The organism is Gemmatimonas aurantiaca, from assembly GCF_037190085.1.
Classification (GTDB): domain Bacteria; phylum Gemmatimonadota; class Gemmatimonadetes; order Gemmatimonadales; family Gemmatimonadaceae; genus Gemmatimonas; species Gemmatimonas aurantiaca_A.
The window spans coordinates 1,002,790-1,020,683 of sequence record NZ_JBBCJO010000005.1 but is presented as its reverse complement, the minus strand read 5'-3'; the positions used below and the strand labels follow the sequence as shown (position 1 = coordinate 1,020,683).

Below are 17,894 nucleotides of genomic sequence, written 5' to 3'. Positions count from 1 at the left end.
CCCGTGTCCTCATCCGTCTCTGTTCGTCGCAGCCTCCGACCGAATCCTGTGCCGCGCGCGCACCGGTCGTGGTTGCTGCTGACACTCGCTCTTGCCACCACGGCCTGTCACGCATCCGGTGGACGGACGCACACGAATGGTGCGGCTCCGGGACCGGCAACGACGCTCCGGCCCGAGCCGATCACGATCATGTCGTTCAACCTCCGTTACGACAATCCCGCGGACGGACCCAATGCCTGGCCATACCGCCGCGATCGTGTGGCCGGTGCCATGCGTTTCCACGGCCCGCACGTGATCGGTGTACAGGAAGCATTGGCGCCCATGCTGCGCGAACTCGACGTGCTGTTGCCCGGATATCGCCGGGTGGGTGTCGGACGTACGGATGGCGCGGAGCGCGGTGAGTTCAGTGCCATCCTGTACGACACACTGCGTCTGACCGCGCTCGAGAGCGGAACGTTCTGGCTATCGCCCACACCGGAAGTGGTGGGCAGCCGTGGCTGGGACGCGGCGCTCGAACGTATCGCGACCTGGGCGCGTTTCCGCGATCGACAGACGGGATGCATCTGGCTGCATGTGAACACCCACTTCGATCACGTGGGGGACAGCGCGCGCGTGGAGAGCGCACGGCTCATCCGGCGTCGACTCGGCGCACTGGCCGATGGCCGTCCTCTGACCATGACCGGAGATTTCAATGCCGATCCGTCCCATCCGGCCTATCTCGCGCTGACACGCGGCGAGTTGCCCGATGGATCGCGTCCCTTGCACGACGCGATGCACGTGAGTGCCACCACGCACTATGGCCCCTTCTCCACCTGGAATGCGTTCCGGGAGATCGAGGAGGGACGTCGCATCGATTTCGTGTTCGTGAGTGATGGCGTACGGGTGCTGCGTCATGGGGTGCTGACCGATCGGTGGGATGGACGGTTTCTCTCCGATCATCTTCCGGTGCTGGCGTCCGTGCTTCCCTGTGCCCGCTGATTCACCCGGCTCTCTGTATCAAGGGTGTCGTACCGCCGTGAACCCCCACCCATGGCTGCCATGAAAGCCGTTTTCGCGTCCATCGCATTCCTGCTCACGATCGCGCCCGACGCGGGCGCGCAGGACAACTCGGCGATCGAAAGCCGTTATGTGAAGACGGAGCATCGCATCTCCATGCGGGATGGGACACACCTCTTCACGTCCGTCTACGCGCCTCGCGACACCGGGCAGCAGTACGCGATCATGCTTTCGCGCACACCGTACGGCGTGGGGCCGTATGGCGCCACGGGGTACAATCCCGCGCTACGCATGATCTCGCCCCGGTTTCTCGATCGGGGATTCATCTTCGTGTATCAGGACGTGCGCGGACGATCGATGTCCGAGGGCGAGTTCGTGCACATGACTCCATGGCGAGGCATGGCGGGTGCGCGGCAGACCGATGAGAGCACTGATGCCTACGACACGATCGAGTGGCTGATCAGGAACATCCCACACAACAACGGACGTGTCGGCATCTGGGGCACCTCCTATCCGGGATACTTCGCCGGTGCGTCACTCGTCGATGCCCATCCGGCGCTCAGGGCGGCCTCACCACAGGCGCCGCAGGCAGACTGGTTCATGGGCGACGACGTGCATCACCATGGCGCCTTCTTCCTGACCAGCGCGTTCAACTTCTTCACCACCGCCGGGCGGGCCCGTCCGGCTCCTGGCACCACGCCACCGCCGCGTTTCACGTTTCCCACGGATGACGGGTACCGATTCTTTCTCGAGATGGGCCCACTTTCGAACGCCGACCGTCTTTACATGAAGGGAACAGCGCCCTTCTGGAATGACATGATGGCACATGGAACACTGGATGACTTCTGGGAGGCCCGCCGGCTTGCGCCGAAGCTCCGCAATGTGCAGCCGGCGGTACTGGCCGTGGGTGGATGGTACGATGCCAACAATCTCCATGGGGCGTTGCAGGTCCATGCTGCCATCGCGCGCCAGAGTCCGGCAACGCGGAACAGGATCGTACTGGGCCCGTGGTCGCATGGTCAGTGGCGTCGGGGCGCAGGCGACGCGGTGGGCGATCTCACATTCGGCATGAACACGGGCAGCTTCTTCCGGGACACGATCGAGTATTCGTTCTTCGAGTCCTATCTCTACGGCAACGGCAGTATCGCGCTGGCCAACGCGACCGCCTTCGAGACGGGGGTGAATCGCTGGAGGACGTTCGACGCCTGGCCGCCAAAAGGCGCGACGACACGATCGCTCTATCTGCGCGCGGGCGGCACGCTGTCCTTTTCGGCGCCACCAGCCTCCGTGTCGCCGGCGTATCGTGAATACCGCAGCGATCCTGCCGATCCGGTGCCATTCATGGCGCAGCGTTCGACGGACATGAATCCGGACTACATGGCGCGCGATCAGCGGTTCAGCTCGACACGTCCCGATGTGCTCGTGTATGTGAGCGATCCCTTGACCGAAGACATCACCGTGGCGGGATCGATGCGTTCATCGCTGTTCGTTTCGACGAGCGGAACGGACAGTGATTGGGTCGTGAAGCTGATCGACGTGCACCCCGGTGCGGGGCCGGGTGAGCCCAGGGGCTTTCAGGAGATGGTGCGGGGCGATGTGATGCGCGGCAAGTTCCGGAACAGCTACTCACGTCCGGAGCCCTTCACGCCGGACAAGGTCGAGTTGGTCGCGTTCAACTCCGACGATGTGCTGCACACGTTCCGGAAGGGGCATCGGATCATGGTGCATGTCCAGAGCAGTTGGTTCCCACTCGTCGATCGCAATCCCCAGACGTTCGTGGACATCTACAACGCGGCCCCGTCGGATTTCCGTGCGGCCACACAGCGGGTGTATCACACCAGGGCGCAGGCTTCGCGTATCGAACTGCCGGTGATCCGGTGAATCGTGTGGCGGGAGCCACACCAGTTCACCGCAGCCGCATCACCAGTTGCCGGTAACTCCGCACGGCAGCCACCGACGGATCGCCCACGAGATCGACGATGGGTTCGGCGAGTTGGGTGGTGTGGTACCCGGGCACCGAACGGGGATGCGAACCGGCGCCGCCGAACCAGCTGCGGATGATCATCGCATTGGTCTGCCTGGGCAGCGCGGCCAGTGAACGGACGAACGTGGGAAATCGCCCATCCCGGATGAGGTAGTCTTCCACGTTCGAGGTGTAGAATGCGCTCACCGAATCACCGCGCTCGCGCAATACGGTGGCGAGCACAGGGAGCCCTTTGGCGCCGGCGAGGTCGCTGACCACCGGAATCACGAGATTGCGCCGTTCGAGCGATTGCACCACGCGGAAGGCCTCTTCAGTGGCGAGGTACCCCGACTGTGTGCCTTCGCGATCCCGCTCGGTGAGCAGTTGCGCGAGCGTGGGATAGTAGGGCTGCGGGGCACGGCCATGGCTGGTGAAGCGCAGGGCCACACCTTCGGCGATGAACGCGCGGTGGAACCGTTCGATCGTGGCAAGATCGGCAGCCGAAAGAGGGATACCGAACGTGCGCACGCGGCGCCGCACGGCGTCCACTGCCGACTGTGCGCTGACGGGCGTGGACGGTGTGCGCACAGCCCAGGCTACCAGCGAATCGACCGGTCGTGCATCCCACGATGATACGTCTGCCGGCACGGGACGGCCGAGCCAGTGTGCCAGATACTCGACACGATTGCGCGCCTCCGCAAAAAGGGCCTTGAATAGCAGATGTTGCAGCAGATTGTCGCGTCGGATGTCCATCACGAACGCGATACGCGGCGCGATGCGGGCGATGTAATTGAAGTTCTGATCGGGACCGACGCCGACATACGCACCACCCCGTACATGCATCCGGTCGAGATCGGAAAGCACATGCAGCAGGCTGGGTTCGTTGGAGATGAGATTGTCGGTGTCGAAGTAACCACCGGTATCACTGAGCCGGGCCGAGAGCGCCGCGAATTCGGCGGTCGTGAGACTGTCCTGCCGAGCCGGCTTCTCTGCCGCCACCGCCGAGGTGTCGTCCCGACGGGCCGGTGTTTCGGCCGGACGGGTACAGGCCAGCGTCACGGTCAGAAGCAGCGGCCACAGGGCGGCGATGGGCATGGGCGACACCTCTCGGACGGAATTCAGGCAGCGGGGATCGATCTCAAGCTATAGCTTGGGCCATCTCCCCACCTCCTCGCTCATGTCCATACTCCCTCCGTTATCCCGCCGGCTGGTGGCACTGGCGATCCCGGCGCTGATCGCATCCATCGTCCACGCGCAATCGACCACGACGGTCCCGAGCATCGGTCCATGGCTCTCGCCGGCGTCGCCGCTCACGCTGGTGTCGGCCCGCAAAGCCGATCGTATCGCCTGGATGGTCTACGATCAGGGACTGCGCAATGTCTACACGGCAGCCGCGCCGGATTTCAAACCGGTGCGTGCCACCAACTTTCTCACCGACGACGGCACCGATCTCACCGACGTACGCATCTCCGACGATGGATCGATGATCGTCTTCGTGCGAGGGTCGGCGCCCAATCGGTATGGCTGGGTGGCCAACCCGTCACACGATCCCCGCGGTGCGGAGCGTGCCATCTGGGCCGTGAGGGCCAATGGGGGCACCCCATGGCGCGTGGCGGAAGGCGCGGCGCCTGAATTGTCTCCCGACGGTCGCTGGGTGCTCTTCACGCGTGATGGGCAGATCTATCGGGCACGTGTGGCGCGTACGCCGGGTGTGCCGCTCACGCCGATGGACACCGGAGCCACGCCGCTGATCAGAGCCTGGGGGCGCAACGGCACGCCGCGCTGGTCGCCCGACGGCTCGAAGATCGCCTTCGTGAGCGATCGCGAGAATCATGCGCTCGTAGCAGTCTACGATGTCGCGAAACGTTCGGTGACCTATGTCTCCCCCAGTGTCGATTGTGACGGAGGGCCGGCGTGGTCACCGGATGGCAAGTCGCTGGCCTTCTCCCGTCGACCGGGTGTGCCCTTCGGCAATCAGACGCAACGCGGGCTGGGTGGTATCGGCAACCCCGCCGGCGCCGCGGCCAACGCGCTCGCTCCGATGCCGGCGGGCAATCCTTCGGGCGGCTGTGGTGGCGGTGGATTCGGTGGACAGGCTGCACAGGCGCAGCGTCCGGACAGTGCGCGGCAGAACATGCGTCGGTCGCCCGGTTTCTATTCCTCGGCTTTCGAAGGTGGGCACACGCTCAAGCTCATGATCGCCGATCCCACCGCAGGTAAGGCACGAGAGGTGTGGCACAACGCACCGGGCGACAGCGTATTCACGTCGCTGAACAACATGGTCTGGGCAGACGATCGCATCGCCTTCCCGGTGAACGTGCCGAAGGACGAGTGGGAGCGCTGGTATGCGATTCCGGCGCAGGGTGGCCAGCCGGTTCGCCTCACCACGACCGATGGTCTCATCGAGGATGCGACATCAGTGGCTTTCACCCGCGATGGCGGCAAGTCGCTGATCTACACCACGAATGCCGAAGACATCGAACGACGGCACATCTGGTCGGTGCCGGTGGCCGGTGGCACTCCACGTCGGTTGTCGGTGGGTGATGGCGTGGAGACATATCCGCAGCCGCTCGCATCGGGCAAGCAGATCGCCGTGCTGTACTTCGGCGCAAAAATCCCGGCGTCGGTGGCGCTCGTGCCCGCGGGCGGCGGTGAACCGCGCATCATCTTCCCCACGCTGGCGAAGTCGTTCCCCACGGCGGCACACGTGATACCGGAAGTGGTGAAGACAAAAGCGGCCGATGGACTCGAGATCAGCAATACGCTGTTCCTGCCCAGGGATCTCAAGGCTGGCGAGAAACGACCCGCCATCGTGTTCGTGCACGGCGGTCCGCGGCGTCAGATGCTGCCGGCCTACCACTACATGCAGTTCTATCACTGGTCGTACGCGGTGAACCAGTGGCTTGCCGATCAGGGCTATGTCGTGTTGAGCATCAACTACCGGAGCGGTGTGGGTTACGGCAAGAGCTTCCGCGATGCGCCCAACACGCAGGGACGCGGCAACTCCGAATATCAGGACGTCGTGGCGGGCGCGAAGTACCTGCAGGCACGCGCCGATGTCGATCCGTCCCGTATCGGCATCTGGGGCCTTTCGTATGGCGGACTGCTCACGTCGCAGGCACTCGCCCGCAACAGCGACATCTTCGTTGCCGGCGTGGATCTCGCGGGTGTGCACCTCTACGGCAATGTCATCGATTCCACGAACCTGGCATTCCGTTCATCGGCCGTTGGGGCGATCGATGGATGGAAGTCGCCGGTGTTCCTGGTGCACGGCGACGATGATCGCAACGTGGACTTCGCGCAGACGGTGGGGCTGGTGCAACTGCTGCGCGCGCGGAACATCTACCACGAACTGATCGTCGTGCCCGACGACCTCCACGAATCGATGATCCACGCAAACTGGATCGATACGTTCGACCGGATGGGGGTGTTCTTGAAGCGATTCGTCTGGGACAAACAGCGGTAGCAGGTTGTGGGGACGTGGGTTTGGGGGTGAACAGCCGGGTTGCAGGATATGGGTCGCGTGTTGCTCGCGACCCGTGACCCGCCACTCGGCTGTTTCACTCCAAACACCAAGCCCACGACCCGCAACCCCGCCTTACTTCACCGCTCCTGCCTCTCCCGCGCGCCTCGGATCGGCGCCTGCGGTCACGCTCTTGCCATCGATGCGGATGGCGGCGCCGTACCCTTCACGCAGTTCTCCGCGTGCCGATACGAATGACAGATCGTAGCCGAGTGACCGGAGACGGTTCACGACCTGCGGCGCAAAGCCGTCTTCGAGCTGAATGGTGTAGCGATTGCCACCGCCTGCGCCCGGCGGGCCGCCACCACCGCCCGGCAGGAAGCGCGGCAATTCGAGCGCCGCTTGAGGGCCGAGGTTGTAGTCGAGTGCGCCGAGCAGCGTCTGGTACACGGCCGACGTGATCCAGGCATTACCGGCGGCACTCACGGCAAACACCGGGCGGTTGCCTTTGAAGGCGATGGTGGGTGCCAGCGTGCTGCCATGGCGCGCGAACGGCAGGCGCGAGCCGTACTGCGTGGGATCGGTGCCGTAACTCGTCAGTTTGTCATTGCTGAGAAAACCGAGACCGGGTGTGACATAAAAATTCCCGCCCCAGGTGCCGAGTGTCTGCGTGACCGCGACGACATTGCCGTCGGCATCGGCCACGGTGAAAGCCGTCGTGCCCGCGGCATGACAGACGTCCATTTCCGTGGCGTGATCCTCGCCGCACGGCGACGATGCCGACGCGAACGATGCCGATTCCGATGAAGGCGGTGCCGCCGCTGCCGGCACCGTGGTGTTTGCCGACCGCGCCTTGAGACAGGCCAGGGTATCTCCACGGGTGCTCTGTGGTGTGAGCGCGCGTTCGGTGTCGAAACACTGCCAGCGCACCCGTGCACTGTCCTTGGCGACGATGGATGCCACGTCGATGGGCCAGAGGGCGGGATCGGCGATCTTGCCCCGTGACGAAGGCGTGAGGAACCAGGCCGACAACGCGGCGTGCAGTGTGCCCGCGTCGTCGCTGTAGCGTTTGGGCGCCGGATACTGTTCGAGCAGATTGAGACGGGCCACCAGATCCGCGCCCCCGCTCACCGGTGGAGAACCCGAGCAGAGACGATACTGCCGGTAGGTGCCGCAGACCGGTTCACGTTCATTGGCAAAATACCGCGCCAGATCGCTCGTCTTCATGGCGTTGCCTTTGGCGTGCAGATCTTTCACCCAGCGTTCCGCCACGTCGCCTTTGTAGAAGCCATCGGCGCCACCGGCGGCGATCTGTTCGAGCACCCAGGCCAGATCGGGGTTGCGGAGCGTATCGCCGGCCACGAGCGGCTTCCCGTCACGGAAGAAGAGCGCGCGACTGCCCTCGTACTTGGCGAAGTGCTCGCGTTCGGTGGCGAGCGTGGTGGCGAGACCATCACTCACGATGTACCCGTCGCGTGCCGCGCGAATGGCCGGCGCGAGCAACTGTGCCCAGGTGAGTTTCCGGCTGCCGTAGCGCTGCCAGGCGAGATGCATGCCGGCCACCGTACCCGGCACGTTCACGAGCACAGGTCCGTCGCTGGGATAGCGTCCATTCACCAGCAGGGATTTGTTGTCGAGCCCCGCATCCTCCGGTACACGGCTCATGAATTCGATGAGCGTGGGCTGTTGTCCCGTGAGGGCGATGACCATCTCGCCATACCCGCCGATGCCACTGGCGTCGGGTTCCACCACGCCCAGTGCAAAACTCACGGCGACGGCGGCATCGATGACGTTTCCGCCCTGGCGGAACATCTCGAGACCGGCGGCCGTGGCCGTCGGATGCGCGCTCGACACCGCGGCCTTGCCGGTCGCTTCCCGACGCAAGGCGGGTCGTTGACGCAGCGCATCATGGATGACGGTCTGCAAGGCGCTGTCGGTGGCCGCGGCAATGGCTGCCGGTCGCAGCCGGTCGCGCACTGCACGCCAGCTCCGGCGTGCCGCTGCGGTGGCCCCGGTCAGCGTATCGCTGAAGTAGAGGCGGTCGCTGCGTTCCCACACCCGGTCGAACGCAGCGGTATTCAGCGCGGCCCGATCTGCCACGACATCGACCGCCACGGTTGCACGGTCGGCGTCAACGGCGCGCGGAGCGGGCACCTGAAAAATTCCGGGCAGCGGACCGGTGGCCACCAGGCTCTGACGTTCATGCGCCGTGCGATCGACTCCACGATCGGGATCGCCGTTGTAACTCACCGAGACATCGCGCTGCTCGGCGATCGTGATGGTCGAGCCATCCACCGACCAGTCGATATCTCCGTGGTTGCGCGACACCAGATTCTGATAGGTGGTGCCCGTGGCAGGCACCACCACCACACCGGTGCGCAACGAAACCGCCAGCTGATTGTCGCGGCCCCAGGCGATGTCTTCGATCGACGCATCGGTCGTGAGGGTCGATTCCGCGCCGCCATCGATCTGCACCACCACCACCTTGCGGCTCGTCTCCGTGAGCGCGATCAACGCCACGCGCTTGCCATCGGCGGAAAAGCGGGGACGTCGTTCGATGCGCTCCTGCGACGTGAGACGACGTTCGCGGCCATCCGCTTCGCGTACCCATATCCGCGCATCACCACCCAGGCCGCGCTGGAACACCACCTGTCCCGTGGTGGAAACACTGGGAGAGACATCCTGCGCGCGCATCGTCGTGAGGCGCACGGGCGCACCGCTGGGCCGATCCCGGTCGTCGAGCGGCACCTTCCAGATGTCGTAGTTCCCGGCGGAATCACTGGCGTAGTAGAGCGCCGCCGGTGAGCCGGAAGCGCCGGGGGCAAATGATGGATCACGATGATACGCGCTCCCCGATGTCACGGGCATCGTGCTGCCGTCGGCAAAGCGGAGATGGATATGCCCTTCGCGCTCGAACGCGAGAGTCCGCAGGCGTGACAGGGCAGGGCGGCGAAGCGGCACCGGGTCTGTCGTCGACGACGTCTGCGCTGGTGCCGTCTGCGCGGGAGCGGCTGACGGCATGAAAGGCCCTCCCAGCAGGACCGCAAGCACCGTCACCGGCGCGGTCATCGTACGGACGCGGCTCGCGAGACGACGAAAGGGGTGTGAATGCCTCGGCAAACGCATCAGCGGCCTCCGGTGCGCGGGCGGCTCCCCGTCGCCCGCTGAATCACGATCGATTCGATCACATCACCTTCCTGTACCCGGTCGATGACATCGAGTCCGGAAATGGTTTCGGCGAACACGGTATAGTCCATGTCGAGACGCACGTTGTCGACGAGATTGATGAAGAGTTGTCCATCGCCGGTGTCGGGACCGCGCGTGGAGATGCCGAAGGTGCCGCGGCGATGTCTGCCGCCCACTTCGTCACGCATGAAGAAGTTCGTGACGGGATCGTATTCGTCCGCGCCCGGGCTGCCGCCCTGCAGCACAAAATTGGGCACTACGCGGTGCAGGGTCTTGCCGTTGTAGGCACCCCGTTCGGCGAGTGTGACGAAGGTGTGCACGGTGGCTGGCGCGTCGTCGGGCAGGAGACGGATGCGAATGATGCCTTTGCCGCGCATGCGGATCGTGGCCGTCGCGCCCGAGAGTGATGCCAACGCCGACGCGCCGGGAAAGGCCGGCGGATCGTAGTACAGCGTCAATGCCCGTCGCTCCAGCAATCCCTGCTTGAGAATATCGGCGGCCTCATTGGCCACACCCGGATCCCGATCCTGGAGGCGGGCCGCCACCCAGCCGAAGTATTGGGGATAGGGATAGAAGCCGATGGTCTTGAGCAGGGCGATGCGCGGATCGCGCCAGGCAACCGACTGCGTGCGACTGATCCGATCGAAGGTGCCGATCAGTCTGTCGATGACGGCTTCGGGCGTGAGGTTCGCTGCCTTGAGCTGCTTCTCGCGCAACACCGTGGCGGCCTTGAGCAGCAGTCCCGCGTGGTCACGCGAAAGCGCGCGCAATGCCTGGTCGGCCGTCACGGTCGCCGCGGCCGCGACATTGGGTTCGGCGTCACGCGAGAGCGTTTCCAGCAGCGCCGAATCACCCGTGAGCTTCGCGCCCTCCGCGGCCCAGGCGCGCGCCTGCCAGACCCGCGAGCGGGCAAGCGCACGAACGGGTTCGGTGGCATCGGTGGGAGCCGTACGGGCCAGGGCGATGGTGGCGTGCGCCTGTCGGTGCCAGGACGTCTGCGCTCGTACATGCGGCATCAGGAGCGCCTTGTCGCATTTCTTCTCGCCGAGTATGTCGAAGGCGAGCAGCGCGACATGTTCGTTGCGATCGGCGATCGACGCGGCGGCCTGTTCGCAGGTTCCCGCCACACGCAGGGCCTGCCAGCGTACGGCCGGCACCGTGTCGTCGATCCAGACCCGACCGAGCACCACGCCCAGACGTCGCACATCGGCACTGGTGTCCCGCAGAGCGGCGCGCACCGTGCTCGAATCGCGGTGTCCCGCCGTGTTCAGCGCCATGAGCAGCGTGGCGCGGAATTCGGCGTCGGGATCGGCCTGCCATGCACTGACGATGCCGGTCAGGGCATTGTTGCTCATACGGCGTGTCCGGCCGTTGCGTCTGGCCAGTGCTTCCACCCCCCGTGCCGCGCCGCGGCGCACGATCACCGAAGGGTCGCGCAATCCGGCCACCACGATCCGCTCCGTCTCGTCGCCCGGTGTGCCGATCCGACCGTACGATTCGTAACTGAGTGCCCGCAGCTCCGCATCGGCGATATCGGCCAAGGGCCCGTTCTTGCGGAGCAGAGTGGCCGGGCCCACCAGACCGATGGCACGTGCCGCTTCGCGCCGCACCGACAGCGCCGGCGAGCTGATGGCACTGTCCAGCAGGAACGAGAACTGCACGTCCCGGAGACGCCCCACGGCACGCGCGGCGTAGCGATGCAGTACGGTGTCTCTGGTGAGAAAGACCGCCTTCAGTGCCGGACCGCCCAGCTCCCGGCGATACTCGGCCAGCAGCACGTCATGGACCGTGATGGCAGAGGAGGTGGGAGTCGGTTGTGCGGTGGTGGTGCCGACGGCGCCACCGGATGGGCCACCGGCAACCTGGAACAACGCGAGAACAAAAGGCCACATGGCGAAACGCAGGCGAGAGTGAGAATGACTGTCCGAATATGCGGACCTGCGCCGCATGTCGTAACTTGCAGGGATCCCGCCTTCCGCAACATCACTCCCGGAGAACCCATGCGGTCCGTCCGCTCCCGGTGGCCTTTTGTGAGCACCGGTGCAATGCTTGTGTCGTTCGTGGTGTCCTCACTGGTTCCAACCGCCGCGCTCGAAGCGCAGGGTGTGAACCGCTACGGCAATCCCTCGCGTGTGACGCCGGCCCCCACCAAGGCGGCCATCGACGTGCGCGACCTGCAGATCCGCCTCTACCAGTTCGCCGACGACTCCATGCAGGGGCGTCAGGTGGGGCGGGTGGGCAACAAGAAGGGCACCGACTACATCGCCGCCGAGGTGAAGCGGCTTGGACTCGCGCCGGCCGGCGACAATGGCACGTACTTCCAGAATCTGCCGTTCCATGTGCGCAAGTTCACCGATCATTCACGTCTGACGGTGGACGGAAACCCGCTGCAATGGAACACCGATTTTGTGGCGGTCCCCGGGCAGCGTGCGCCCCGTTTCATCGTCGATGCCGAGGTGGTGTACGGCGGCATTCAGGGCGACACGAGTACGCAGATCCCGTCGTCGGCGGCAGCGGGCAAGTTCGTGGTGCTGCTGCCGGCGCCCGGCGGGGCTCGTGCGCCGCAGGGGCAGGCCTTTGCCATGCGTCCGGGGTTCGCTCCGGCGGCCGGTCGTTTCGCCGATGCCGTGGCGGTGGCCACGGTCGATCTCGATGCGCTCGCCATGCCGCAGCGTATGGCGATCAATGAACCCACCATGGCCTCGCAGATCGCACCGCCGCGTGCACCGCGTCCCGGTGCTCCGGGTGCGCCCGATGGCGCCGGTCCGGTGGATTCCCTTGCGCTGCTCAAGCAGCAACTCGCGATGCTGCAGCCCGCGGCGACGATTCGTCTCACCCGCGACGCGGCCTCGCGGCTCTTTCATGGTGCGAGTGTCGACGGGCTCTCGCCGGGTGCGAAGGGTGGCACGGTTTCGGCGTCGCTGGATTTCGTGGAGCTTCCCACGGAATGGGCGCGCAACGTCATCGCCATCATTCCGGGCAGCGATCCCAGGCTCAAGCACCAGTATGTGGCGATCGGCGCGCACAACGATCACGTGGGCTTCGCCACTCCGGTGGACAAGGATTCCCTGAAGGCGTTCAACGACGCACGCATCAAGTTGCAGATGGCGAACGACATGGCCGGGCTCGGACCGGCACAGCTGGCGTCCATCAAAGTGAACATGGACAGCATCCGTCGCATTCATCCCAAGGCGCGTATCGACTCCATCAACAACGGGGCCGACGACGATGGATCGGGGTCGATGGCGGTGCTGGAGATTGCCGAAGCCATTCAGGCGATGCCGGTCAAGCCGAAGCGTTCGACCATCTTCATCTGGCACGCCGGCGAAGAAGCCGGTCTGCTCGGCTCGGCATATTTCGTGCGCAACCCCACGGTCCCCATCGACAGTATCGTGGCGCAGCTCAACATCGACATGATCGGACGTGGCCGGGCGGAGGACCTGCCGGGCGGAAGTCCCGACTATCTGGGCGTGGTGGGGTCGTGGTTCGACTCGAAGGATCTTGGCGAGCAGGTGCAGGCGGTGAACAAAAAGCAGACGAAACCGCTGGCGTTCGACTACCGATTCGACGATCCCATTGCGTGGGCGGGGTACAACAACATCTACGCCCGCAGCGATCACTACAACTACGCCATGCAGGGTATCCCGATCGCCTTCTTCTTCACGGGACTGCACGGGGACTACCATCAGCGGAGCGACGAAGCCGAGTTCATCGATTATCCGCACTATGCGCGTATCACGAACTACATCAGAGATCTGACGGTGGACGTGGCCAATGGTCCGCGCCCACGGCTGAATGGCACGAAGCCGGCGAAGCCGAAGAACATCGTGCCGTAGTACGGGTTCACAGCCTATTGGGTGACTCACTGACGGTTCAGGGGCCGCCTGCGGCGGCGATACCGGCAGGATCAACAACAGGATACCGGCAGGATTGCTCCCAGTGTGCAGCGAGGACATCGAGCGCCGGTGGAGTCATCCTGCTGGTATCCTGTTGTTGATCCTGCCGGTATCGCGCCCGCAGGGCGCCTTTCAAACGTGCGGCCGCCTTCCATGCAGGAAAGCCGCCATCACCGCGCTCGCAATCGCAGCGTGACCAGATGCGAATTCAGTCCCGGGTTCGCATCGCCGAAACTCGCGTTCGACAGATGATGCAGCGCATACCCCACGGCCAATGCGTGTGACCCGCCGAAGGGCATCTGCAGCGCCACGCCCGGCGCGACGGTGAAATTGGCCTGCGTGGCACGTCCGTACGGCACGACCTTGTTGAACCATGCACCGCCCGCGGTCGTGTTCACCAGCAGTTGCAGTGCGCCCGTCATCGGCACTTCGGCCTCGGCCCCGAATGGAGCGAGGCCGAAGCCATACACATTCCGAACCTGATAGCGAGCCATGCGCGCCGGATCAAGCGCTTCCTCGCGATCGGTCTCCGTCGTGGGAACCCGATTGGGTGGTGCGCCTGACTTCATCAGCATCACCGGCAACGCCTCGGCTAACCACGACAGTGTCAGCGGACGATCGTGCCAGTGGGTACGGAACACCGCCCGCGTGACCTGCACGGACACCGTCCGCAAATCCCCCTCGACCACCTCATTGTGCGACGCCGTTCGCAACGCGACCGCGTCGGAGAAAGCCAAGTCGACTCTTGCCGGCGCTGAACGCAGCCACTGCGCTGCCCCGGTAGATGGGAGCAGTGCCGTGGCGAGAACGAGCAGGAGGGTGCGCATCGGGGAATCGTGGCGCATCACATGGCGGTGTTTTTCTTCTGACCCGCATTCTTCACGTACTTGTCCAGCCAGGCCACCCACCGTGCCCACTGATCGAGCACGGTTTCCCTGGCGATCGGACCGTGATCCTCGTACGGGTACATGTACAGCGAGGTGGTCTTGCCGAGTCCCATGAGTGCGTGATAGAGACGCGTGGAGTTGATCGGATCGGTCCCTACGTTCTGGTCTTCGGTGCTGTGATACATGAGCAGCGCACCGTTGAGCCGGTCGGCGTAGAGCATGGGCGACATCTCGAGATACGTCTGCCGGCCCTGCCAGAGATCTCGACGTTCGCTCTGGAAGCCGTTGGGCGTCAGCGTTCGGTTGTACGCACCGTCTCCGGCAATACCTGCCTTGAAGAACGGGGTGTGCACCATGGCGTTCACCGTGCTGAACGCCCCGTAGCTGTGGCCGCCCAGGCCGAGGCGCTGTCGGTCGATGATCTGCAGGGTATCGAGTGCGTCGATGACCGCCGCGAGATTGTTGCGCAGATCGACGACATAGTTGTCGTTGGGAAGCTGGCCTTCGCTCGCGAAGATCGGCGCGTCGGGCTCCACGACGGCGTAACCCTGCGTCACCAGGAACTGCAACGAGCGTGGACCGAAGGATGGATACCGCCGGTCGGCCGCCGTACTCTGTGTGAGCGAGCGGTCGTAGGCCGCCTGGTTGTCGTACTCGCGTGGATAGAACCAGAACATCGCCGGTAGCCGGGTGCCGTCCCGATAGTCGGCCGGCAGCGTCACCTTCACGTTGAAGCTGTAACCGTCGGCGCGGCGAGCGACCACGGTCTTCTTCACCGCCTTGCTGATCTCCGGCATCACATCGACGTTGTTCGTGAGCTGCTTCGCTTCCTTCGAGGCGAGCGTCAGCACGAACGACTGCGGAACCAGTGTGGGCGATTCACGCTGTACGATCGCGCGGGTGAAGTCGTCGTCCAGCGGCGCCGAGATGGTCTCGAGCACATCGCCGGCACTTTCGTAGATGCGCGTGCGATTCCCCGTACGGATCTCGATCTTCTCCACGTAGGTCTTGGGCGAGCGCGCCGTATCCGCCGGGTTGCCTACGGTGAATACCGACTTGCCATCAGTGGAGACGACGATCACCGCGTCCCCCTTGCTGCCAGGCCGCGACACGAGCGCGCCGGCATTGCCGCGTCCAAAACCGCCGCCCGGTGGCGTGGGCGCCGCCGCGCTATCACCCCGACCACGCGGCCGCGGAGCGATGACGGTGAACTTCGCGTTGTTCTCGTCGAGGAAGATGGCCTGTTCGAACGAGCCGCCGGTTCCCGTTTCGGTGACGAAGAGAATGGTACCCGCATCGTTGAAGCGTGCCGCCGTGATGCGATTGGCGGTCTGATAGAGCGCCGTCGCGCCATTGGCTTCGAACGGGGCCTTCCAGTGCATGATGCGATCCTGCCGACGCGCACCGGCGCTGTCGGAACGGCCCCCGGCGTCTGCCGCTCCCGCGGAGCGGTTCGCATTCCCGTTGGCCGGCGCCACCTGCGCGTAGATGAGTCCTCCACGAGGATGCCAGGCGATGTTGCGTTTGCTGGTGTCCACCGGCACCCGATCGCCCTGCGCCCGATTGGCGTTCATCGGATCGGCCGGACTGACGGGATCGTCTGCTTCACGGAGCGGCTTGTGCACGATCTCCCGCACGATCGCGCCCGTGCCATCCACGATCACCTCGCGCGTGCCGAACGACGATACCGGCAGGACATACGAAAACGGCTTCTCCAGGTAGGTTACCCGGAAGTACCGCCCGTCCGGCGAGGGATCGAGCGCGCGGATCATGCCCGGCGCGCCGATCTTCTTCACGGCCCGCGTCTTCACGTTGACGAGCGCCAACTGTCCCGTGATGTGATACGCCACCAGATCCTTCTCATAAGGCGTCATCACCAGATCGGCATACGTGCGTGTCTTGAGCTTGCCGCCTTCGTTCATGCGCACCATCGGACCCGTGGCGAGTGCTGGCTCTTTGGGTTCGGGGCCACGGCCATCGGGTGTGAGGACCACCACCACCGACTGACCGTCGGCGCTCCACACCGGTGCCGTCACCGTCGTCGCGAGGACATTGCGCCCCGATACGGGTGTGGTCTTGCCGGTGGCCGCGTCGGCGACATAGAGCTGCGTGGCATCGTCGAACAAGGCAAAGAACGCGATCTTCGATCCGTCGGGCGACCACACCGGCGGTGCAGTCCGTGCTCCCGCCGGCAGCGCCACGGCGATCTTGCGGCCCGTTTCCCATTCGAAGAGTTCGAGGCCGGCGGCGCTGCGCATGGTGAGCGCGCGCTCCCGGTTGCCGGCCTGATCGATCTGCAGGCCTCCGAGATTGTGATGCGCTTTGCCCACGTACTTGAGCGTGGGCAATCCATCGCTCACCGTGCGCGCGAAGTACTTCCGACCGCCCGGGCTCGGCGTCGTGTAGGCGACATTCGACTCCCGCAGCGCGGTGACGAGTCTCGCGATCGCCTCCGGCGGCGTGATGTACCCTTCGTCGGTGAGCGGGTCTGCCGCACGGGACGTCGGAGACGAGGTGGCCGCATTGCCGGCCCGATTCTGCGCCCTCAGCAGAGCCGGGACCGTGAGCAGTCCGGAAACGGACACTGCGAAGACGGTGCGGGCAAGCGTCAGCGGCAACGCTCCCGAGCGTACACCGGCGACGTTCGTGAGGAGAGAGCGCATGAACGGGGAGACCTCGACTACGGGGAAAAGGCGACTGGGCGGAAAAGTCCCGCGTTTCCCTAATCCAACGCCTTCCCGAAACGCTTGTCCAGATGCAACGCGATGGGGCGGGTGCTTGCGGTTGGCGGGGTGGGAGATGCCAGTAGATTTCAACCTCGTCGATGGTCCGACCCCCGCCACCACCCGCTCGATTCCCATGTCCGATCCCACCTCTCACGACACGTCCGACACACCGTCCAAACTCTCGGCGGAGCAGACGCCTGCTCCGGCTACGGTGGATGCGATCCCCGCCACGCCGGAGCAGCGTCAGCGCCTGGACCGGGTACGGGACAATCTGCTGCGGGTGCACCGGGCGCTGCTCAATGTCGAGCGCGACCGCTATGAGAAAGTGAAGGGGCGCATTCCCAACAACAGCGCGTTTCTGCAGTTGGTGATCAACGACCCCTGGTTCGACTGGCTGCGCCCCATGGCTCAACTCGTCCTGTTGATCGACGAGCGCCTGGCCGACAAGAAGCAGCCCCTCGGGGCCGGAGAAGCGGTGGCGCTCTTCGACCGGTCGCGTGTCCTGTTGCAGGCGGACTCCGAAGGCGATGCGTTTCAGCGGCTCTACTACCAAGCCGTCCAGCACTCGCCGGATTTGGCGGTACTGGCGCGGCAGGTGGCCACCGAACTGGCCAGCCCATCGGCGGCGGGGTGACTGTGAGGCTGGACGCCGGGCGATAATTCACCGCGATTCGTCCCGGCGGACTGGACCCTGCGCGGTCCGATCTGCATCGTTCTGGTATGCAATGCGCAGGGCGGTTCCGGACCGCGCTGGCACTGGCGGGTATTGCGCTCGCT

10 protein-coding genes are annotated in these 17,894 nt (G+C 64.9%); 5 read left to right on the top strand and 5 right to left on the bottom strand.

What is annotated here, in order from left to right:
- Nucleotides 1–48: 48 nt before the first annotated feature.
- Together WG208_RS10150 and WG208_RS10145 are read left to right on the top strand one after the other, a co-directional pair.
- A complete protein-coding gene (locus WG208_RS10150) occupies nt 49–978 on the top strand; it encodes an endonuclease/exonuclease/phosphatase family protein (RefSeq protein WP_337171227.1) in 930 nt (309 codons plus the stop codon).
- Between the two features lie 60 nt (nt 979–1,038).
- On the top strand, nt 1,039–2,877 hold the full coding sequence (locus tag WG208_RS10145; RefSeq protein WP_337171226.1) for a CocE/NonD family hydrolase: 1,839 nt from the start codon (nt 1,039–1,041) through the stop codon (nt 2,875–2,877).
- 25 nt (nt 2,878–2,902) lie between these two features.
- Here the strand turns inward: WG208_RS10145 and WG208_RS10140 are convergent, their stop codons facing one another.
- Nucleotides 2,903–4,054 carry a hypothetical protein gene (locus WG208_RS10140; protein ID WP_337171225.1) on the bottom strand — a complete coding sequence of 384 codons (1,152 nt, stop codon included), beginning with the start codon at nt 4,052–4,054 and terminating at the stop codon, nt 2,903–2,905.
- Between the two features lie 82 nt (nt 4,055–4,136).
- Here WG208_RS10140 and WG208_RS10135 point away from each other — a divergent pair, with 82 nt between their 5' ends.
- The gene (locus tag WG208_RS10135; RefSeq protein WP_337171224.1) at nt 4,137–6,425 is read left to right on the top strand and encodes a prolyl oligopeptidase family serine peptidase; all 2,289 of its coding nucleotides are present in this window, start codon (nt 4,137–4,139) and stop codon (nt 6,423–6,425) included.
- Between the two features lie 132 nt (nt 6,426–6,557).
- Here WG208_RS10135 and WG208_RS10130 read toward each other — a convergent pair whose 3' ends face one another.
- A complete protein-coding gene (locus WG208_RS10130; protein WP_337171223.1) occupies nt 6,558–9,443 on the bottom strand; it encodes a gamma-glutamyltransferase in 2,886 nt (961 codons plus the stop codon).
- Nucleotides 9,444–9,547: 104 nt separating this feature from the next.
- Complete coding sequence (locus WG208_RS10125) at nt 9,548–11,500, bottom strand: peptidylprolyl isomerase (RefSeq protein ID WP_337171222.1); 1,953 nt, start codon at nt 11,498–11,500, stop codon at nt 9,548–9,550.
- Nucleotides 11,501–11,608: 108 nt separating this feature from the next.
- Here WG208_RS10125 and WG208_RS10120 point away from each other — a divergent pair, with 108 nt between their 5' ends.
- Nucleotides 11,609–13,444, top strand: a complete 1,836-nt coding sequence (locus WG208_RS10120) for a M28 family peptidase (RefSeq protein WP_337171221.1) — start codon at nt 11,609–11,611, stop codon at nt 13,442–13,444.
- Nucleotides 13,445–13,674: 230 nt separating this feature from the next.
- Here WG208_RS10120 and WG208_RS10115 read toward each other — a convergent pair whose 3' ends face one another.
- Together WG208_RS10115 and WG208_RS10110 are read right to left on the bottom strand one after the other, a co-directional pair.
- A complete protein-coding gene (locus tag WG208_RS10115) occupies nt 13,675–14,241 on the bottom strand; it encodes an acyloxyacyl hydrolase (RefSeq protein WP_337171220.1) in 567 nt (188 codons plus the stop codon).
- Between the two features lie 107 nt (nt 14,242–14,348).
- Complete coding sequence (locus WG208_RS10110; RefSeq protein ID WP_337171219.1) at nt 14,349–17,054, bottom strand: prolyl oligopeptidase family serine peptidase; 2,706 nt, start codon at nt 17,052–17,054, stop codon at nt 14,349–14,351.
- 196 nt (nt 17,055–17,250) lie between these two features.
- Here WG208_RS10110 and WG208_RS10105 point away from each other — a divergent pair, with 196 nt between their 5' ends.
- The gene (locus tag WG208_RS10105) at nt 17,251–17,751 is read left to right on the top strand and encodes a hypothetical protein (protein ID WP_337171218.1); all 501 of its coding nucleotides are present in this window, start codon (nt 17,251–17,253) and stop codon (nt 17,749–17,751) included.
- Nucleotides 17,752–17,894 lie beyond the last annotated feature (143 nt).